This window comes from Shewanella psychrophila (assembly GCF_002005305.1).
In the GTDB taxonomy this organism is placed as follows: Bacteria; Pseudomonadota; Gammaproteobacteria; order Enterobacterales; family Shewanellaceae; genus Shewanella; species Shewanella psychrophila.
This window is the reverse complement of sequence record NZ_CP014782.1, coordinates 5663039-5682843: the sequence shown is the minus strand read 5'-3', so window position 1 is coordinate 5682843 and position 19805 is coordinate 5663039. Positions and strand designations below refer to the sequence as shown.

General features: G+C 45.8%; 16 protein-coding genes. 3 read left to right on the top strand and 13 right to left on the bottom strand.

Annotated elements, in window-relative coordinates; all coding sequences use genetic code 11:
• Positions 1-39 precede the first annotated feature (39 nt).
• Together cydD and cydC are read left to right on the top strand one after the other, a co-directional pair.
• Entirely contained in the window at positions 40-1845 is a 1806-nt protein-coding gene (cydD, locus tag sps_RS24745; protein ID WP_077754936.1) for a heme ABC transporter permease/ATP-binding protein CydD, read from the top strand.
• On the top strand, positions 1842-3629 hold the full coding sequence (gene cydC, locus sps_RS24740) for a heme ABC transporter ATP-binding protein/permease CydC (protein ID WP_077754935.1): 1788 nt from the start codon (positions 1842-1844) through the stop codon (positions 3627-3629). Before cydD ends, cydC begins: the two co-directional genes overlap by 4 nt.
• A 159-nt stretch (positions 3630-3788) precedes the next feature.
• Here the strand turns inward: cydC and sps_RS24735 are convergent, their stop codons facing one another.
• From sps_RS24735 to sps_RS24715, 5 genes are all read right to left on the bottom strand, one after another.
• Positions 3789-3965 carry a helix-turn-helix domain-containing protein gene (locus sps_RS24735; protein ID WP_077754934.1) on the bottom strand — a complete coding sequence of 59 codons (177 nt, stop codon included), beginning with the start codon at positions 3963-3965 and terminating at the stop codon, positions 3789-3791.
• 189 nt (positions 3966-4154) lie between these two features.
• A complete protein-coding gene (gene putA, locus sps_RS24730; protein WP_179948387.1) occupies positions 4155-7349 on the bottom strand; it encodes a bifunctional proline dehydrogenase/L-glutamate gamma-semialdehyde dehydrogenase PutA in 3195 nt (1064 codons plus the stop codon).
• A gap of 304 nt (positions 7350-7653) precedes the next feature.
• On the bottom strand, positions 7654-8229 hold the full coding sequence (locus sps_RS24725) for a TIGR04211 family SH3 domain-containing protein (protein WP_077754932.1): 576 nt from the start codon (positions 8227-8229) through the stop codon (positions 7654-7656).
• Between the two features lie 253 nt (positions 8230-8482).
• On the bottom strand, positions 8483-9751 hold the full coding sequence (locus sps_RS24720; RefSeq protein WP_077754931.1) for an inorganic phosphate transporter: 1269 nt from the start codon (positions 9749-9751) through the stop codon (positions 8483-8485).
• 24 nt (positions 9752-9775) lie between these two features.
• On the bottom strand, positions 9776-10456 hold the full coding sequence (locus tag sps_RS24715; RefSeq protein WP_077754930.1) for a TIGR00153 family protein: 681 nt from the start codon (positions 10454-10456) through the stop codon (positions 9776-9778).
• Between the two features lie 284 nt (positions 10457-10740).
• Here sps_RS24715 and sps_RS24710 point away from each other — a divergent pair, with 284 nt between their 5' ends.
• Complete coding sequence (locus sps_RS24710) at positions 10741-12255, top strand: CYTH domain-containing protein (RefSeq protein ID WP_077754929.1); 1515 nt, start codon at positions 10741-10743, stop codon at positions 12253-12255.
• A gap of 181 nt (positions 12256-12436) precedes the next feature.
• Here the strand turns inward: sps_RS24710 and sps_RS24705 are convergent, their stop codons facing one another.
• The 8 genes from sps_RS24705 to sps_RS24670 form a co-directional block, all read right to left on the bottom strand.
• Positions 12437-13243 carry an ion transporter gene (locus sps_RS24705; protein WP_077754928.1) on the bottom strand — a complete coding sequence of 269 codons (807 nt, stop codon included), beginning with the start codon at positions 13241-13243 and terminating at the stop codon, positions 12437-12439.
• A 73-nt stretch (positions 13244-13316) separates the two neighbouring features.
• The gene (locus sps_RS24700) at positions 13317-13646 is read right to left on the bottom strand and encodes a hypothetical protein (protein ID WP_077754927.1); all 330 of its coding nucleotides are present in this window, start codon (positions 13644-13646) and stop codon (positions 13317-13319) included.
• Between the two features lie 126 nt (positions 13647-13772).
• The gene (locus sps_RS24695) at positions 13773-14426 is read right to left on the bottom strand and encodes a hypothetical protein (RefSeq protein WP_077754926.1); all 654 of its coding nucleotides are present in this window, start codon (positions 14424-14426) and stop codon (positions 13773-13775) included.
• Between the two features lie 125 nt (positions 14427-14551).
• Positions 14552-15238 (bottom strand): PspA/IM30 family protein, encoded by a 687-nt coding sequence (locus sps_RS24690; RefSeq protein WP_077754925.1) that lies wholly within the window; start codon positions 15236-15238, stop codon positions 14552-14554.
• Positions 15239-15321: 83 nt separating this feature from the next.
• Positions 15322-15735 carry a YjfI family protein gene (locus tag sps_RS24685; RefSeq protein WP_077754924.1) on the bottom strand — a complete coding sequence of 138 codons (414 nt, stop codon included), beginning with the start codon at positions 15733-15735 and terminating at the stop codon, positions 15322-15324.
• A 192-nt stretch (positions 15736-15927) separates the two neighbouring features.
• Complete coding sequence (locus tag sps_RS24680) at positions 15928-17670, bottom strand: polyamine aminopropyltransferase (protein WP_077754923.1); 1743 nt, start codon at positions 17668-17670, stop codon at positions 15928-15930.
• Between the two features lie 64 nt (positions 17671-17734).
• Positions 17735-18634, bottom strand: a complete 900-nt coding sequence (locus sps_RS24675; RefSeq protein ID WP_077754922.1) for a DUF350 domain-containing protein — start codon at positions 18632-18634, stop codon at positions 17735-17737.
• 13 nt (positions 18635-18647) lie between these two features.
• Entirely contained in the window at positions 18648-19607 is a 960-nt protein-coding gene (locus sps_RS24670; RefSeq protein ID WP_077754921.1) for a hypothetical protein, read from the bottom strand.
• Positions 19608-19805: the final 198 nt, after the last annotated feature.

Below are 19805 nucleotides of genomic sequence, written 5' to 3'. Positions count from 1 at the left end.
CCTCGATTTCATCATGAAATACTATTTTGCAGGAGCGGCATGGACAAATCGTTAGAGAAACAATTGATTTCTTGGTTAAGGCAGCAAAAAAAGGCCTGTGGTTTCTATCTCAATTTAACCGTTTTATTTGGCTTACTAACCGGATTTTCTCTGGTCGTACAGGCATACCTACTCTCGACGATACTCCATGGCATCATTATTCTAGACTTGCCCAAATCTGACTTCGTCCATGAATTTATATTGTTGCTGGGATTAATTCCCCTGCGAGCAATATTGGCATTTGCTCGTGAGCGCGCCAGTTTTGAATCGGGGAAGCGTCTTAGATTGCAGATCCGCAGTGCGGTGCTCGATAAACTTACCGAACTGGGTCCAGCTTTTGTGAAGGGAAAACCCGCAGGAAGCTGGGCAAGTATCGTACTTGAACAAGTCGAAGACCTGCATGATTTTTATGCCCGTTACCTACCGCAGATCATTCTGGCAGGCTTTATACCGCTAACAATTCTGGTGGTTGTCTTCCCGTTAAACTGGGCCGCAGGCATTATTTTATTAGCTACGGCGCCACTTATTCCTATGTTTATGATCTTAGTGGGCATGGGGGCTGCCGATGCAAATCGGAAAAACTTCAGCGCTCTAGCTAAGCTTAGTGGCCACTTTATGGATAGATTAAAGGGCCTTAATACCTTAAAGCTGTTTAATCGCGGCGAAGCCGAAGCGAAAGAGATTGAATCTGCCTCGGAAGAGTTTCGTGAAAGAACCATGTCAGTACTGAAAATGGCATTTTTAAGCTCTGCGGTATTGGAGTTTTTTGCTGCCGTGTCTATCGCGGTTCTGGCGGTCTATTTTGGTTTCAGTTATCTGGGTCATCTTAATTTTGGAGACTACGATCATGGCATTAGCCTGTTTATCGGCCTGTTTGTGCTGATGCTGGCTCCAGAATTTTACCAGCCATTACGCGATATGGGCACACATTACCATGCAAAAGCACAAGCCATAGGAGCGGCCGAAGAGTTGATGGCCCTGTTAGAATATAGGCTTGAGTCAGATGTCAGTGAAAAAAAGGCTGGTGGCATTGAATTGGACTGGCACAGCGGAGCCGAGATTATCGCCACGGATTTAGCCGTGATGAGTCATGATGGTAGTCGATTAGTGGGCCCATTGAGCTTTCACCTCAAATTCGGTGAACATGTGGCGCTCGTTGGGCCAAGTGGCTCAGGTAAAACCTGTCTACTCAACGCCATACTTGGCTTTTTGCCTTATCAGGGCTCACTTCAGATTAACGGAAATGAGTTAAAAGATCTGGATAAAGCTCATTATCGAAGGCATCTTGCTTGGCTTGGACAAGACCCTCAGCTTTTTCATGGCTCGATTAGAAGCAATGTGGCCATGGTTAATCCTGATATGGGGGACGCCGAGGTTGAGGCATTATTGGCTAAAGCTAAGGTGTTGGATTTCGTTCAGGAGCAAGCCTTAGGCTTAGGGTATCCAATTGGAGAGCAGATGGCAGGTGTCTCTGTTGGTCAGGCTCAGCGCATCGCGTTAGCCAGGGCCTTAGGACAAGAGGCTAAGTTGTTTCTGTTAGATGAACCTACAGCAAGCTTAGACAGTCATAGTGAGCAGGCGGTACTCAGTGCACTGCGTGAAGCAATGTCACAATCCTCATGTTTGATGGTGAGCCATAGACTTGAACAGCTCGATGGGATGGATACTATTCTAGTGCTGGATAAAGGCGATATCGTTCAGAGAGGAAGTTTTGATGAACTGAATCGAGTAGAAGGGCTATTTAGACAGATGCAAGATGATGAGTGCGAACTGGATACCTGTATGGATAAGGAGTCACACTCATGAGAGTCCTATTACCTTTTATCAAGTTGTTTAAGCATCAGTGGCTGATGATGTTCACCGGTCTGATATTGAGTATCACCACCTTGATGGCCGGTATCGGGTTACTCTCGCTGTCAGGCTGGTTTTTATCGGCCGCGGCAGTAGCGGGTTTAACTGCCGCGACGGCTATGATGTTCAACTATTTTACCCCTGCTGGTGGGGTGAGGTTTCTATCCATTGTCAGGACTGCCAGTCGTTATGGTGAGCGTTTAGCTACCCATGAAGCAACCTTTAAATTGCTGACACAGCTTCGTACCTGGGCTTGGCGTAAATTACTGCCACTCAGTGCTAGTAATATGCAGGGGCTGAGGCAAGGCGATCTGTTAAACCGGCTCGTTGCCGATATCGATACCTTAGATCATCTCTATCTTAGGCTATTAACCCCTATGGTGGCATCTTTCTTGATGTTAGCTGCCTTATATCTGTTTGTAGCTTGGATAGATGCCGACTTAGCCTTAGTGCTATGCGGTAGCTTACTCTTAATATGGCTGTTATTGCCTTGGATATTCTACTTCCTTGGCCGTAAACCTGGTGTGGGAATACTTGAAAGTAAGCGGGCTTATCGGATTGAAGTGCTGGAGTTTATCCAGGGGCTGGCTGAGATCTCACTGTTTGGTGCAAACGACCGTTTTAGGGCTAGATTAGCTGAATCAGAGGCGAGTTTGCTCAATAGCCAAAGGGCAATGGCAAACGTAACAGCGTTGAGTCAAGGTGCCTTGATTTTATGTCACGGCCTTGTGGTGGTGCTTATGTTGTATATGGCAGCATCCGGCGTCGGTGAGCACCTGCCTCCTGGACCTATGCTTGCTATGATAGTTTTTATGACCTTGGCATGTATCGAGATGTTAATGCCAATAGCGAGCGCTTTTCAACATCTTTCTGCGTGTGTGTCGGCCGCTGAGCGGGTTAATGAGCTTGTGGAGCAGGAGCCCGGGATCTGTTTTAATGACCAGAATACTGCTCGTGTGACTCGTGGTGAATTGTGCCTTGAAGATATCGTGTTCGCCTACGAGCAAGATGCTCGAGAAAAGACCCATGTACTTAAGGGGATTAACTTATCAATCAAGCCCGGTGAAAAAGTGGCTTTGCTTGGGCAGACAGGCTGCGGAAAGTCCAGTTTATTGTCGTTAATTACCCGGGAGTGGCTGCCCGATTCTGGCCGAATTGTGCTTGATGGCGTTGAGATAGACCAATATAGTCAGCAGGCCTTAACCGACGGTATTACCTTAGTGAGTCAGCGTATCTATTTGTTTAGTGGCACATTAAGAGACAATCTATCCTTAGCACAAAAACCAGTGGATGAATTGCCAACGCGGGCCGAACGTAAAGCGGCTAAAGACACTAATGATAAGTTGTTGATTGAGGTGTTACAAAAAGTCGGGCTTAGTGCACTGCTCCTGGGAGAAGAGCCGCTCGATGTATGGATAGGTGAGGGGGGAAGACAGCTCTCTGGTGGAGAGCAGCGCCGCATCGGGGTAGCAAGAGCCTTGCTGCGTGATGCGCCTGTGTTGTTGCTCGATGAGCCGACGGAAGGCTTAGATAAGCGTACCGAGAGAGAAATTCTGAACCTGCTCTTTGAATTCGCCAAAGATAAGAGCTTGTTGATGATCAGTCACAGACTCACGGCCATGGTGCAGATGGATATGATCCACTTGATGGAAGAAGGAATGCTGAGATCGTCCGGAAATCATAGTGAGCTATTAGTAAAAGATGAATACTATGCCAGTCTCAACCATAAGCTCAGCTAGTTAAGTCTGTAGCCCCTGCCTAGCTCTCCAGCTCGACTACAGGCGAGAAGGACAGCTAATCTAGTGCTAACAGTAAGGAAGGGGCCAAGCGAAGTAACGAGAGAGAAGCGAGTAGCATTCTCTCTTGCGGATTTGAATTTTATCTGACTTTGCAGTGAATTAGCCTAAGCGTTTTGCAAACTCAAGATAACGGTTCACTTCATCTTCTTTGAACTTAAATTCGTCTTCATCACCAATATTTGTGAGCAAATTCTCTCTGGCATAACGTTTTATGGTGGCTTCAGATTTACCTAAGATTTTACTGACCTCATCAAGACCTAACACTTTGTCACTCATCTTTTACTCCTGAAATTGGATGGGAATGACTCAAGTATAGTCAAAGACCACAGCTGTGCGCCCTATAAGAAGAGCCAAGTCACTCCATCTATTCAGCATTTAAAACAAAAAAAGCCAGATACAGGGTCTGGCTCTTTTGTTAACTAATTTTTAGCTTAAGATTAGCTAACGAGTCATTGAAGGAATCAATTACTCGTCACTGTCACCTAGTGACAATAATGTCGCATTACCGCCTATTGCGGTAATGTTATTAGTGCGGGTTTTTTCTGTGATGAAGCGAGTTAGGTAGTGTGGCCCACCAGCTTTAGGACCTGTGCCCGACAGACCTTGTCCACCAAATGGCTGTACACCGACCACGGCACCAATTTGGTTACGGTTGATATAGACGTTACCTACGTTGACCTTGCTGGCAACTTCCAGGGCATGGCCTTCGTTACGACTGTGGATGCCTAAAGTCAGACCGAAGCCCGTGCTGTTGATCTCATCGATCACCTTAGCCAGATCAGAAGCCTTGTAGCGAATCACATGCAGGATGGGTCCGAAATGTTCTTTCTCTAGTACCTTGATTGAATCAATTTCTACAGCCGTGGGTGCGACAAAGTGACCTTTTTCTGTTCCTGCTGGCAGATCTAGTTGCTTAAGGAGGGTGCCGACTTGCTTGATATGGTCGATATGGGCATTGAGGTTTGCCTGAGCCGTTGCATCTATCACTGGCCCTACATCAGTCTTGATTGAGCTAGGATCGCCTATGGTTAGCTCATCCATGGCACCTTTCATCACCTCAAGCACTCTGTCTGCGATATCTTCTTGAAGGAAAAGTACCCGTAGTGCCGAACAACGCTGTCCTGCGCTAGTGAATGATGAATCAACCACATCATGAACGACTTGTTCAGGCTGTGATGTTGAATCGACGACCATGGCATTCTGGCCACCGGTTTCGGCTATAAGTGGGATAATAGCGCCTTCACGGTTAGCAAGAGTACGGTTAATCAACTTGGCAGTGCCTGTAGAGCCGGTGAAGCAGACGCCACCAATACGTTCATCAGATGTAATTGCCGCACCAACGGTGGCGCCTGTGCCTGGAAGGAATTGAAGCACATCTTTAGGAATTCCCGCTTCATGTGCTAGCTGCACCGCACGGAAACCAACGATAGAAGTCTGCTCTGCAGGCTTAGCGACAACGGTATTACCTGCGGCTAGCGCTGCGGCTACTTGACCAATAAAGATCGCTAGCGGGAAGTTCCATGGACTGATACAGACGAAGATCCCACGACCTTGAAGGAACAGCTCGTTGAGCTCACCTGTTGGGCCAGGAAGTAATTCAGGCTGAGCCATCATCTTCTTGGCTTGAACGGCGTAGTAGCGACAGAAATCTACGGCTTCCCGAACTTCATCGATACCATCTTGAATGCTCTTACCCGCTTCACGGGTACAGAGGACGATAAGCTCTTCACGGTTCTCTTCGAGTAGATCGGCAAGCTTTTGCAATGCATTAGCACGAACTTCGACAGGCGTGTTACACCAGCCACTAAAGGCCGAATCTGCACCAGCAAGGGCTTGTTCGATGGCCTGATTATTAGCGAAAGCTAGCTTACCCACGACTTTCGTGGTGTCAAAGGGGCTGACTACTTCGTTTGTTTCACCGCTTAAAAGCTCACCATTGACTAGAGGCCCCGCGTTCCAGCTGGTATCTTTAAATTTCTCGAGAGCCGCGAAAAATGGCTCAGATTCAGAGATTATATTCATGTTGAGTCCCTTGGAGTTTTTACGCTCTGCGCCAAAAATATCGGCGGGTTTAACTATCTTATTATTAGATAAGGTTTTATATTTCTGCAGTGTCTTTACTGGGTGAACGACAAGTGACTCGATGGGAACTTTGGGGTCGACCAGCTTATGGACAAACGAGGTGTTTGCCCCATTTTCGAGCAAGCGACGTACCAAGTAGGGAAGTAGCTCTTTATGTTCTCCAATGGGGGCATAGATACGAATACGTGTCGTTGGAATTTCGGCGATTAACGTATCGTAAAGTTCCTGTCCCATACCGTGAAGACGTTGGAATTCATACTGGCGATCGCCTGCCATATCCATAATGACTGCAACAGATTGGGCGTTGTGTGTTGCAAACTGAGGGTAGATGGCACCTCTAGTTGCATCTGAAAGTAGGTAACGTGCAGATGCAAGATAAGATACATCTGTGCCAGCTTTACGAGTAAAGAGGGAGTATCCACCCTCACCAGCTTGTTGAGCCCACTTTAATTCGCTATCCCAGTAGGCGCCTTTAACTAAACGTACAGGGATCTCATCACCTTGATCTTTTGCTAGGCGAGTTAACCAGCAAAGTACAGGGAGACCACGTTTGGCATAGCTCTGCACTACGATACCTAATAAACCCCAACCCTTGGCTGCATCTGAGTTATAGAGTTTCTGGAACAGTTTTAAGTGAAGCTCGAGTCTATCCATCTCTTCAGCATCAATGGAAATACCGACATTTAACTTACGGCCTTGCTGAATAAGCTTGATCAGTGTGTCATAAAGCTCACTGAGGACACGATCTTCATTGGCGACTTCGTATCTTGGGTGAAGGGCTGACAACTTGATAGAGATAGTGGGTCGGGGCGCTTTGTTCTCATCATAGCTTTGGGCGCCAAGTGCTGCGATTGCAGATGAATATTCATCGAAATACTTATCTGCATCAGCTTTAGTGAGAGCAGCTTCGCCGAGCATGTCGTAACTATGTGTATAGCCAATCTTGCGGTTAGCTTCACTGTTCTTAAGACCATCTTTAATACTGGTACCCAGGACAAACTGCTTACCCATGATCTTCATGGCTGCAAGCATGGCCTGGCGAATAACGGGTTCGCCGACTCGATTGACTAGACGGTTTAACAGGCTGCTGGGTTTGCCGTCGATATTCTTATCGAGTGTGACAATTTTGCCAGTGATCATTAAGCCCCAGGTGGAAGCATTGACTAACGTAGAGTCGCTTTGACTCATATGCAGGTCCCATTTAGCACCCGATAGCTTATCTTGGATAAGGGCATCGGCAGTCGCTGAATCAGGGATTCGCAGTAGCGCTTCGGCAAGACACATTAGGATAATACCTTCTTGTGTCTCTAAGCTGTATTGTTGCAGAAATGCATCAATACCAACCATTAAACCTTTCTTGTCATATTGGCGAACTTTGGCAACCAAATCATGAGCTCTCTTAGTGACGCGCTGAATTTCTTCGTCACTAGAGGGGACAAGTTTGATCAGTTCAGATAGATATTCATCTTCATCGACAATGTAGTTATTGGTGATGGCTTTAAACAGCTCATCGAGATTGGCTGAGTCATAAAGACCAGTCAGAACTTCACTCGCTTTGAACATAGTAATCACTTCCATCTGGGCCGGTTAAGGACAGTTTGCTTGAACAAAATCTTCTCTAATTTAGCTTTGAAGAGCCTTTAGATAAGCGTAGTAAGATGCATCTTATTTTTTGTATACAATCGAGCATCTTTCCGCGGGATAATATCATCAAAATGTGACGAGGAACACTATCGTAGTCGTGAATGTGAGTTTTGTTTGATCTTGTCCGGCCAGATGGTGTGCAACGTCACTGTCTATGCGGGGTGGTGAATGTAGAAATAAAAAAGCCAGCATTTTAAATGCTGGCTTTTAGGGGGTGTTTTGTGTGGGGAATGGCTGTTTACCAGCGATTCTTCTGTTTACGTCTGGGTCTAGGTAGATAGACTAAGATGACACCTATCAATAAACCTATGGCTGCTATGATGCCACCTTCTTGCCACATCTGGAAACGTTCGTTCTTTTCGATGTTAGCTAGCTTGCTAGTGGCGTTATCGCGCTCACTGCTTGCTTTAGCTAGGTCTCGTTGAGCACGACTAAGATCTGACTTGAGTTGACTCAGCTGTTCTGCATTGTTATCGCTGGAGCTAAGGGCTTGCTCTAATTCAGACTTGGTCTTAATTAATTCAGCCTGCACTTCGGGTAGCTGTTCACGGAAACTCTTTTGGCGAGTCACCATTGTCGCTTCAACCCAGCCTTCACGACCTTTATGGTCGATGATCTTAGTGTAATCACCCTGAGTCTCGCCCAATAGTGAGATTGCCTGGCCTGCCTCAACACTACCCAATATTCGGAATTGGGTACCCGGTCCACCATGAAGATAGAGATAGACTTTATCGGATATGTATCCAGCTTGGCCTGCGGCCAATAAGCTTGGAGAGAGTAGTAACAGTCCCACTAAAGCAAAGAATCTTAACACTTTGAATTCTCATCAACGAAATATAGCCACATGCTAGGGATTTGCAGGGCGTTTTGCAAGGCCTAGATGCAAGAGATATGTCTGTGGGTAGATGAAGCTTAATTAATGTCAAAACTTGGACGAGACTAGAGGGACTGTCATGAAAATGACGGGGATTAAACGAGCATTACTTCAGTGGCTGAGAGCGGAGGTATAAAAAAGGGAAGCGTTAGCTTCCCTTAATAATCTGTGACTACAGGCTAAGTCTAATGGCTTAGCTGAAGATGCCTTTTATGGTAAAGAAGAACAGAATCGACAGTGCGGCGCCTGCAGGTAAGGTGATCACCCAAGAGACTACAATGTTTCTGACCACACCCATGTTAATTGCTGCGATTCCACGGGCCATACCTACGCCTAACACTGCACCCACTAAGGTTTGTGTGGTAGAAATGGGTAGACCTGTGCCCGATGCAATCACTACGGTTGAAGCTGCTGCAAGTTCTGCTGCAAAACCACGGCTTGGGGTAAGGTGAGTAATGTTTTTACCTATGGTCTTCATTACGCGCTTACCAAAGATGGCAAGACCCATGACGATACCTACGGCACCTAGTGGAAGAATCCACCACACGATAGCAGCCTTGTTACCAATCTCACCACCACTGTTGACCACTGATACTACAGCCGCTAGTGGACCAATCGCGTTAGCGACATCGTTCGATCCATGAGCAAATGCCATACAACAAGCTGTGACGACCATCAAGACAGCGAAAACTTTCTCGACGTTGCCGAACTGAGTTTGGCGATCGGCCTTGCTGTCCATTTTAAGGCGTTTAATCGCTATCGTACCGCCGATACCTACAATAACCGCAATACCAGTAGCTAAAGCATATGCCTCGGCAGTGCTGAAGTGTAGACCGATATGCTTAAGACCTTTTTGAATGGTCACCAGAGACATCATAAAGCCTGCCAGCGCCATGTAGAAAGGCACGTAACGCTTAGCATTTTCCAATGGATTATCGGTGTTGAAGATGAGCTTCTGCACACTCTGGAATATCATAAAGGCAATAAAGCCAGATATTGCCGGAGTGACAACCCAGGAGCCAACGATACCTGCAACCTTGCCCCATTCAACTGCTTCTGTGCCCACACCTACCGCGGCGAAACCAACGATGGCACCGATAATAGAGTGAGTGGTAGATACTGGCCAGCCAAGAGCTGATGCCGCTATCAACCAGATGCCTGCGGCTAATAGCGCGGAGATCATCCCGTAAACCAGTAGTTCTGGTGTGTCGACGAAGTAAGCTGAGTCGATAATCCCCTTACGGATAGTACTTGTAACTTCACCACCCGCTAGATAAGCACCGGCAAATTCGAAAATCATCGCAATGATGATCGCTTGTTTAATCGTAATCGCGTTAGAACCTACTGAGGTTCCCATTGCATTGGCAACATCGTTTGCGCCAATACCCCATGCCATTAAAAAACCAAATGTAGCCGCAATTGCAATCAGCAATGGGCCATTGGTGACTAATACATCAACCATGTTGTTACCTTGATAACTTTGTTGTTAGACGCGAGCTAGCATAAGCTCTAAACGGGAACCGACACGCTCGGCAAGATCTGCCAAGTCGCCAACCCATTCAATTATCTTGTAGAGGAACATCACATCGATAGGGTTCATATCGTTTTCGATAGCGAACAACTGACGACGGATCTTGATTTGAAGATCATCCGTATCTTCCTCGATTTTATCGAGTTCTGCGATCATCTTTGCGACCAAGTCAACTTCACGACCACGGAAACCGGTTTCTAGCAGGTCATCGAGTTCGTTGATTGCTTGTTTTGCTAGCGCTACTGCATCGAGGCAGCGGATTAAATAAGCACTGAAGGGGGCTTGAATCTCCTGAGGGACGACAAGTTGACGGCCTATGATACGACCAGAGATATCTTTTGCCTTGTTAGCGATTTTATCTTGCTGGGTTAGAAGCTCCAGTAGATCGGTACGCTCGACGGGCATAAACAGTCCACCAGGAAGCGTTAAACGGATTTCACGCTTAAGAGCGTCCGCTTCACGTTCCGTAGCACTGATCTGCTTACGTAGTTCAACTGCATTATCCCAATCTCCAGCGACTGTAGCGTCGAAAAATTGGACAAGTATCGATGCACATTGGTGCACTTTGTCTATATGCTCTTGTAGAGGCTTAATTGGCGATTTTGCAAACACGCCCAAAATAGAGTTTACTGGCATTGCCGTGTACCTATTTAGGTTATTCCACTGTTGGAAAAAGCGGGCGCATGTTAACCCAAGCGACCGCGTATTGAAACTGTGATTTACATTAAAAAAGACAGTTTTTATTCTAACGAGTTATATCTAAACTGCAAAGCGCAATCCTACGGATTGTTTGTGACAGTAATATTACATTTCATCCGGCAGATGAAATTTTGATTAAATATTAATGAAATTTTGATGACATTTTTTTTAGCGTCAAAAAATACAAAACTAAAACCTAAGACAAAGCGAGCGATTGGCTAATGAGTGCCGAGATAGAACTTAAATTATTTTTTCAATTAGAACAACAACAAACCTTGATTAATCTACTTGATAGGTTACCCAGTAGTGAGCAGCAGGCCTGCCGTAAATTGTCGAATGGCTATTTCGATACCCCAGATCTGCAACTCAGAAAATGGGACATGGGTCTTAGGGTTCGTGGCTGTGATGGCAAGCGTGAGCAGACGATAAAAACGGCAGGGACAGTGGTCGGGGGGATTCATTCACGACCGGAATACAACCTCGATATAGATCAAGACGAGCCTAATTTAAATTTATTTCCAGAAAATATATGGCCAGATGAGGCGAATATTTCAGCAGTGCAATCTCAATTGACCTGTTTATTCGATACGGATTTCGAGAGAAGAACCTGGCATATTTATGTGGATGAAAGCCTGGTGGAAGTAGCCTTAGATATTGGGCATGTGAGTGTCACGAGAGGTGGTGAAACAAAATCAGAGCCTATATGTGAGTTAGAGTTTGAATTAATGGCGGGTAAAACCGGGGCGCTAATTGAGCTGGGCATAAAAGTCGCCGAAACCATTCCCGTTCGATTAGGCAAGGCGAGTAAGGCTCTGCGAGGTTACCGGTTAGCGGCGCAATCGAGCCCCTTAAGTCTGGAAGTTCTGGAGTTTATCGCCTTAGAAGCGAGCCAAGATCTCAAGCAAACACTGGTTTCACTCTTAAGCACTGGCCTAGAACGTTGGCAGCAACTAGAAGCCATGATTTTAGAGACTGGTGTTCATAGTTTGGAGCAAGTACCGACGCTTTGCTATCGTCTACGTGCTTGTGTGCGGCTGTTGAGGTGTACATTGAAGCAGTTTAATCTGCTCAGCGATAGTCTTATTACTATGTTTGACTGTATAGAGAGCCACTTAAGCTTTATCGAGACAGGATTAAGTTTGGCTGAAATATTGAGTCAGAACAGTCAGCTTATCGCGAAGCAGCCAAAGAAGACTAAATTAGCCGAGCAGGCCTTAAAGTCATTACAGCAGTTATCTATCTCGAGTCTTATTGAGAAGATGTTAGCCGATACCTGTTATGGCAGTTTGCAACTTAGCTTGGTGGATCTCTTGTTCGCAATGCGAGCTGGAGAGAGTCGTGTCAATCTTAACATCAATATTAACACCGACCTTAAGACCTTTGCCGATAAAATGCAGGAAGCTTCCTGGCAGAAGATCTTAGCCCTGATGCCATCGGAAGCCGATTTGACTAGTCGAGAGTACCAGTCTTTCGCTCGTGCATTAGATGACAGTATCTTCGTCGGTGTGGCCTATGGTGAGCTTTATAGTAAGCAAAGCAGAGATGTGTTCAGAGCACCATGGCAAGACTTGGTATTAGGCATCAGAACCTTGGCCGCTTACCGGCAGCTAGCCCATATCAGTGAGTCGTTGGATATTGATATCTCGGATTGGCTACGCAATAAAGAGGAAAGCTTAGTATTTGCCATGGAGCATTCGAGACGCTCTGCATTGAGTAATCAGCCGTATTGGCGATAGGAGCAGTTCTTAGTCTAGACTCTAGGTCCTAGATACTAGTGACTAAGATTAAGACGACGTGACTTTGCCACTATCAAAACTCTTTGTTGCTGGATTGGCTTTACCGGGGAGAGAATAACCCAATGAATTTTGAGAGCTAAGAAGCTCGTCATCTTAGCTTTTTGCTTTTAGAGCCTAGGAACTAGCTCCTAGGCTCTTCTTTCTCTTTACGTATCTCTTCACGTAAACTATTTATTTCTGCCATCAACACATTCTGGTTCTGCTCCATACGGTCGATGGCCATCTTCAGTTCACATTTTATCTCTTCACTTTGGGTTTCCAGCTTTTCAGTCTCATCTGGTGCGATGAAGATAGATGCCATATAACCTGAGATCACACCGAAGAAGCTCACTCCACAGATAATGACTATCGCCCCGATAACATGTCCAGCTGTGGATACCGGATAGAAATCGCCATAGCCAACTGTGGAGATAGTGACTAATGCCCACCATATAGCGTTCTCTGCCGTATGTATATTCGCACCAGGCACCCCACTTTCGACGATGAGCATCAATACTGATGAGAAGGTTAGGATAGTCACCATGGCGACGAGTAAGCTAGCTAAGGTAGCTTGTCTGCGCTGTTTCACCATAGGTATTATCAGGGAGTGGGTCATACGAATAAGACGGATAACCCGTAATATCTGAAACAAGCGGGCTAGTCTTAGGGGTTCTATAGCAGGAATACTGGCGACTAAATCGATCCAATTATGTTGAAAATATTGAAGCTTGTTTTCGGCTCTAAGTAGGTTGAAGAAGAAATAACTCAGAAATATCATGCAGATACTAAAATCGATGATCAGGAGTAGACGGCGGGTTTCCTCTTCAACTTTGGCAAAAGTGAGCACCAACACCACTATGACAGACAGAAAAGACAGCACCATCATGGCTAATTGAAAGGGGGTTGGGTGAGTCTCAGTGTCGGGTAACCATCGACTTAAATTTGCCATTTCACATACATCCGTTTTTCATCCTATCACTAGATTAGCGATAGGATACTCCATAGGTATCTGACTGAGTGTACTAGTTTTTATCACTAAAGTGGATGAGATCGTCCAATACACGTTTCTTTATTTCCAACTGAGACTCGGGAGGTAGGCCATATTTTTCGGCGAGTTGGACATAATCTTCAGAACTGAGAGACACGGTAAGGCGTGGACGTTTAGGGCGCTTAGTGACAGAAAGCCCTAAGATGGTGCGGATCTGATCCGAGGGGCTGAAGCCTGAGTCTAGAGCGGCTTTACGGATGGAATACTGAAATTTTTCATCTAAGTCGAACGCCACCTGAGTCGCTTTCGCGGCTTTTTGGTTTTGTAACCATTGATCCGGGAGTGAGTTCTTTTTCTTAGTCATTCGGTATTACCTTAAAAATTATTGTTAAGCTACGAGCTACGAGCTACGAGCTACGAGCTACGAGCTAGACTTGCTTTGTCCTGTCTTTGGCTCGCTGCTCGCGACCCACGGGCTACGAGCTTGTTACTATTTCCCTGGCCAATAATCTCGAATATCGGAAAGCGGGCGGTACAAGGTTAACATGACATCGGTATCGCCATCGGCATAGACTTCCACATCGACGGCATATTTCTCATCTTCGTCAAGAAGATGATAGGACTCGAATTCATCGCCTGTGGCACCCTCGGCATCCTGTGGTGGTTTCTTACCCCGGTAATCTTCACGATGAAAATAGCCAAACTGAGCGAAGTTAACCTGATGGTATTCCATGCCCAGCCATTGAGAAAATTCAGCAACTAATTCTTTAGGCAGTGTCTGAGTGGTTAAATGTGCCTGCTCATCTTCTTCGAATATGGCCCCAAACTGATCGAGATCGAAAATATTTTCGACTAGAGAACGGTTGATCTTGATAGAGAAAGCCAGATAGGTTTCGTCATCTTCATCTAGAGAAAGAAATAAGGTATCGCTGCCGTGTCCCTTTAGTGCCCATTCTGTTTGCTGTTTACGTTGGTATTCGTAAGTACAGATAGACTCAACCCTAAGTTGTTGACCGCGCAACTGCGGGGGCAAGGCAAAGCTATCATCAAGAGATATCATATCTCCCTTGAGGAGCTTCGAGGGATGGTCAAGTTGACGTGTGGGGACTTCTTTTTTTCCAAAAAGACCTTTTAAGAAACTCATCATCACTCCTGAGTTGTTGATTTGCTTTGACAAAAAAACGCCTTTCTTAGTCATAAGAAAAGCGCTTGATTCTTAGTCAATGCATGAAAAGTTAGTGGCTAACTTCATGTAAAAGCTAATGGTGATTACTTACGCGCTTTAAGGCGATCAAGTACTGCATTAGCGTTAGATTTTTGCTCGCCAATGCCTGCTTCTGCAAGTTTAGCATGCAACGATTTATCGCTATTTTCATCGGCTAGCTGCTCTGATGCGACAAGGCGATCATCAAATTGCTGCTGACGTGCTTTTATGCGCTCTAAAGAGTCTTTAGCATTAAGTAGTTTTGAATTACTTCCAGCGAAAGAGTCAGTGATACTCGCCGTTGCTTTCTGTACGCTTTCAGTGGTCTTTACCATAGTAAGCTGACGTTGGTAGTCTGTCAGTTGACGCTCTGTTTTACGTACTAGCTCTTTCAGGCGTGCAGCATGTGCACTGAAGTTATCATTAGCCGATAACTGCTCAGCAAGCTCTTGGTCAAGTTGAGAGATCTTCTCAGCAACTTCTAAGGCAAGTGTTTCATTTTCCTGTTCAAGTGCTTGGGTCGCGAAACCTTCGTGCTCAGCAATAGAGCGCTTTAAGCGATCAACTTCACGGCTAGCTTGCATCTCTTTAGCCATGACATCTGTCAGTTCACGCTTAGCCTTGGTGAGGTGCTTCTCTGCATCACGTATCTCCTGCTCGAAAATACGTGTAGAGTTAGCATCAACGATGCCTTGGCCAACTTCGGTAGCGCCGCCACGGAAAGCGGTTAAAATCTTGTTTAGTATGCCCATGATGTGGCTCCTTTAATTAGGTAATAACACTGACTTCTACCTGTGTCATTACTTACAAATTTAGTTAATTAAATGCGTTAGCATTACTTGAGGAAGTCAGACATCTCGTCGATAACTTCCAAACAGTTGTCAGATAGAACTGATAACTCTTGCTCTATCTCTTCCATATCTGATTGCACAGAAAGTGCGCCATAAACCACATATTTATCATCAACTTTTGCAAATGATGAGAGTGGCATTGGAATGTTAAGCTCTAGCATGGTTTCGAACATTTCCATGCGACGGTCTTGCTTGACTTCTTCCTCACCCCAAAGATAACTAATACACAAAACTTGGTTTTCAGTTACCGATACAAATACGGGTATCTCTTCACGACCTACGACATTGACCTGCAATACTTCGACTTCACCATCGATTGGGTAGCAATCGAACTGGAGGCCTGTGTGACTCTTGTCACAAAGATCATTGAGGTGGTTAGCAATATTGTGGATATTCATATTTGTCCTCTTTGACATATTATGTCTGCGATTAAAGATAGCACTACGACATAATATGTCAAGTGCTATTTTTGAGAAAATAATAACTGATAAATTGAGCTGTCTTATCTATTACTTCATAAAATTGAGACAGCTCGATGTCGATCTAGATGCTTATTTCTGTAACTGATGACCTGTGATAGTCACAGGTCATCAAAATAGTGTCACTCCCTGGTTTTCTGTCCAGGCCTTCTGATGGTACTGGTATAACTGCATTGAGCCAATTCGATTCGGCTCAATATTATCTATCTCTTGATAGAAATTCCCCGGGAACTCGAAGGCCCCCTTAATTAGCCCTGGTGTCAGCCAGTCATCTGTTATCGATAGCTGTTCGATGTCACTCAGTCTTGCCTTAGCATTCTTGCCAGATGCAGTGGCTATGCTCCAGCCCCACTCTCCGAAACTCGGCACATTATGGTGGTACTGGCTAACATCGAAGCCTGCAAGCGCTAAGGTTTTTCCTACTGAGATAAAGGCCTTAGGTGCATGGTAGGGGGATGTCGATTGTACAGTTAGAGCCCCATCTGCACTCAAGAGTTCCTTTAGCTTTTTATAAAAAAGATCTGAGTATAGCTTGTTGAGATCCGGATGACTGGGATCGGGCAAGTCGACTATGATGACATCATATTTTTTGTTTTCTCTCAGTAGCTTATCTACGCCATTGAACGCATCGTCTACTAAGACTTCGACTCTGGGATCATTTAAGGCATCACCATTGAGTTTGAGCAAGGTTTGGCTCAGTCGCTTCGGCATATCGGCGTCGTGTGAGGTGAATAGGGCCAGTAGATCTTTATCGAGATCCATCAAGGTGACATGTTTAGGTTGCCATTTTAATACTTGTTTTAGCCCTAATCCGTCGCCGCCGCCGATGATCAATACCTTATCATGGCGAGCCGCCGCTTCCATGGTCGGATGGACCAGAAATGCATGATAGATATGCTCATCGATACTGGAAAACTGTAATCGTCCATTGATATACAAAGAATAGACAGGAGCTATGCCGCTGCCTCTCAACCTTTCGGTAAAGGTGAGCTGCTGAAAACGGGTCGACTTAGCATAGATGACATTATCTTTATAGAGCAAGTTATTGAAGTTCTGCTCCCAGCCTGGGCCGTGCCAGGCCAGCAAGAGTAATATCCCTGATGCGATAAAATGGCCAACCAACAAGGTTTTTACGAACCTAATGCGATCCCAGAAGCGCCAGATGAAGATAAAGCCTGCCAGTAAGTTAAAGCTGGCTGTCAATGCCGCCGCAAGCTGAATATCTATGGCGAGCATAAAGGTCACCCAGATGGCGGCTCCTATCCCCGCGCCCACATAGTCGGCGCCATAAATGGTACCGGCATTGTGCATCAGGTGCTCATCACATAGAGATTGGCGCACGCGAGCGATGAGGGGGATCTCCATGCCGATCATTAAGCCAAGCAGTACGCCCCAGAAATAGGGCAGATATTCACTCAGGTGTTGTAACAAACCGATAAAGCCACCTTCGGGGAGTTGATCAGGTGGCAGGCCTAATGTGCTAGCTATGATTAGAGGGAGCTGTTGGCCGAAGCCGATAACGGCAGCAGTGATCAATATGGCCAGTGAGCCACACAGGGCGACACTGAGCTCGAGTACGGCAAAGCCTGTGAAGGCGCAACGTATCTTTCTGGCTGCAAATGCACCTATGCCCATGGAGACGATCATCAGCCCAATCATGGTATAGATAGCGGCTTCTAATGCTCCCAGAATACGACCTGCATAGTGGGATAACAGATATTCGTAGATTAAACCACAGCCGGCGAGTACGGCCATGATGCCGAGTAGTAAGGTATCGTCAAACCAACTGAGCTTTCGTTCTTGGTTTGTCGAGCTGGTATTAAGCGCTGTTTCAGTCACTTGTATCTCTTGCATTAAGGAAAATAAAACGGCTAATCAGATGATTAACCGTATTTGGTGTTATACAAAGTAACCAGAGTTAGTACATCAAGCTGGTGAGAATGAGCGCCACGGCGACACTGATTGCCAACTCCACGGTAGCGATGCCTATATTGTGTTGCTGTTCAACTTCCTGGGCTAAATTGATTTTCGACAGTACTAGCTTCTTCACTATCTTTATCAGCACTGAGAGTGCGACCAACATGATCACCGAGAAAACCAGCCAACCAATGAGGTTTGCTATGTAGGCCTGGGGGTTATAGATGATGAAGTGACTTGCAGCGTTGAAGCTCAGTGCCATAGCTAACATATAACCGCTATGGCGAATCGCCACGGCTTTATGTCCTTGAACTAGGGCATCTTGCATGGAGGCATCTTGATTGCGCTTGGCATACCTGTACTCACGAAAACGTGTCAGCAGCACTAGCATTAGCTGAGAAATTGCGAAGGCACTGAATATGGCGATAAAGGTATCCACAGTCAGATCTTCGGCCCAGATGAGTACCGAGCGGATGATAATCGCTGTAGCAATCGCGGCGCTGGCATCGACGATGGCAACAGAGATATTACCTTTAAGGATCTGCTCGCCTTTATTAAATTCATTAAGCGCAATTTTATCGTGAAGATAGCGACCAAGTTTAATCAGTATCAGGCCGAATAAACCATAGATACTCATACCGATGGCCTCGACAGCATATGAACTCGCCGCTTCACCAGAGATGGCGCCCGTGAGTACAATACCTAAACCCGCAATGGCACCAGCGGTGCTGATACCAAAAGCAAAGTTATCTTTCTCTGCCAGTTCTACACGGCTATCAACTTTAGCTGTCCACCCCTGTAGGTAGCGCATCAGAGTTAGCAGAATAATGGCGATAGTCAGATCGATCACTAAGATGATTGCGAGATCCGTTGTGATGCCGAAGTTTTGAAATAATGTCATGTGAATTCCTTACCTATTTGCCTCGGCGTACACCGCGAGTCGTGCGACTGTTAGAATTGCGGAAGTTGCTGTTCTTAGAGTAGTTAGAACGAAACTTGCTGCTACTTTTACTGCGAGTACCTGTGGTGCTCGCCTTGGGTGTACTGGTGCTTTGTCTTGAAAGGCTTGTAGAGCCTGTACGAGATTTGGCATAGGGGCTATCGAACTTTTTCCCCTGTGAACTGAACTGCTTCTTAGTGCGTTCAAAGGTTTTGTTTTGTGCGGTAGCCTGTTTGGGGGAGGTATAGCGAGCACGACCCACATCATTGTAATAGCTGTAGTTTCTTCGGCTTGACCAACGATCGTAGCCGATAGGGCCACGCATCACATTAGAGAACATGGAGTACATGCCATACCAAGCCCAGAAAGACATGCCATTTGAACCTGTTTGCCAGTTACCGTAACCTGGATTACCCACAAGTTGGCTGCCGGTACCAAAATCATCGGCACCATTAGCTAAAGCGGCGGCTTCACGGCTAATAGAGTTTACTCTGGCTAATGCACCATTAGACATATCTGCGACGACATTGAGTGGATCCGAGATCATATCGTTATACAGACTAGGATCGGCGGCATAATAGACATTTTCAGCTTCAGCGAGTTGCTGATCCAGATCAACATAGTTACTGGCACTGCCCAGCGCTTGATATCTATTCACCAAAGAGGTGTACATGGGGCCTTTGGTAGTCGCATCTTTGGCTAGCTCACCAAATAACGGCGCCATGTCCGGATTTTGCCTCTCCAAAATACTTGTGTACTGCTTGAGTAACATTGCATTACGGATCTGGCCGTCATTGAGCATTTGGCCCAAAGTATCGATTCTCTGGCCGGCTAATTGCTGAAATTGAGCAATCTTGTCGGGCCTGTCATCGCCACAACCGACTAAGGTTAGTAGCAATGTAAGGGTGAGAATGCGCATAAGCATCGCTGCCATGTTTTCTCCATTATTCTGTGGTAGTGACTGAATTTTTATTCTCAGTGCAAGATTTCACTACCCAAGGTAGTGCTTGCTTAGGTTATAGTAACCTTTCAACTGAGATTATAAATAGTCGTTTTATCTAAGATATCAGTTAGCTGTTCATCTTAATGCAAGATGATGACTAATATATATCATTCGGGACATAAGCAGATC

Bases quoted from the DNA above. Each gene is read 5' to 3' on its own strand.
- sps_RS24695 (WP_077754926.1), bottom strand. From the start codon at position 14,426: ATGAGTTTCTTAAAAGGTCTTTTTGGAAAAAAAGAAGTCCCCACACGT.
- sps_RS24675 (WP_077754922.1), bottom strand. From the start codon at position 18,634: ATGACATTATTTCAAAACTTCGGCATCACAACGGATCTCGCAATCATC.
- sps_RS24670 (WP_077754921.1), bottom strand. From the start codon at position 19,607: ATGGCAGCGATGCTTATGCGCATTCTCACCCTTACATTGCTACTAACC.
- cydC (WP_077754935.1), top strand. From the start codon at position 1,842: ATGAGAGTCCTATTACCTTTTATCAAGTTGTTTAAGCATCAGTGGCTG.
- sps_RS24715 (WP_077754930.1), bottom strand. From the start codon at position 10,456: ATGCCAGTAAACTCTATTTTGGGCGTGTTTGCAAAATCGCCAATTAAG.
- sps_RS24680 (WP_077754923.1), bottom strand. From the start codon at position 17,670: ATGCAAGAGATACAAGTGACTGAAACAGCGCTTAATACCAGCTCGACA.
- sps_RS24685 (WP_077754924.1), bottom strand. From the start codon at position 15,735: ATGAATATCCACAATATTGCTAACCACCTCAATGATCTTTGTGACAAG.
- sps_RS24710 (WP_077754929.1), top strand. From the start codon at position 10,741: ATGAGTGCCGAGATAGAACTTAAATTATTTTTTCAATTAGAACAACAA.
- putA (WP_179948387.1), bottom strand. From the start codon at position 7,349: ATGGAAGTGATTACTATGTTCAAAGCGAGTGAAGTTCTGACTGGTCTT.
- cydD (WP_077754936.1), top strand. From the start codon at position 40: ATGGACAAATCGTTAGAGAAACAATTGATTTCTTGGTTAAGGCAGCAA.
- sps_RS24720 (WP_077754931.1), bottom strand. From the start codon at position 9,751: ATGGTTGATGTATTAGTCACCAATGGCCCATTGCTGATTGCAATTGCG.
- sps_RS24735 (WP_077754934.1), bottom strand. From the start codon at position 3,965: ATGAGTGACAAAGTGTTAGGTCTTGATGAGGTCAGTAAAATCTTAGGT.
- sps_RS24700 (WP_077754927.1), bottom strand. From the start codon at position 13,646: ATGACTAAGAAAAAGAACTCACTCCCGGATCAATGGTTACAAAACCAA.
- sps_RS24705 (WP_077754928.1), bottom strand. From the start codon at position 13,243: ATGGCAAATTTAAGTCGATGGTTACCCGACACTGAGACTCACCCAACC.
- sps_RS24690 (WP_077754925.1), bottom strand. From the start codon at position 15,238: ATGGGCATACTAAACAAGATTTTAACCGCTTTCCGTGGCGGCGCTACC.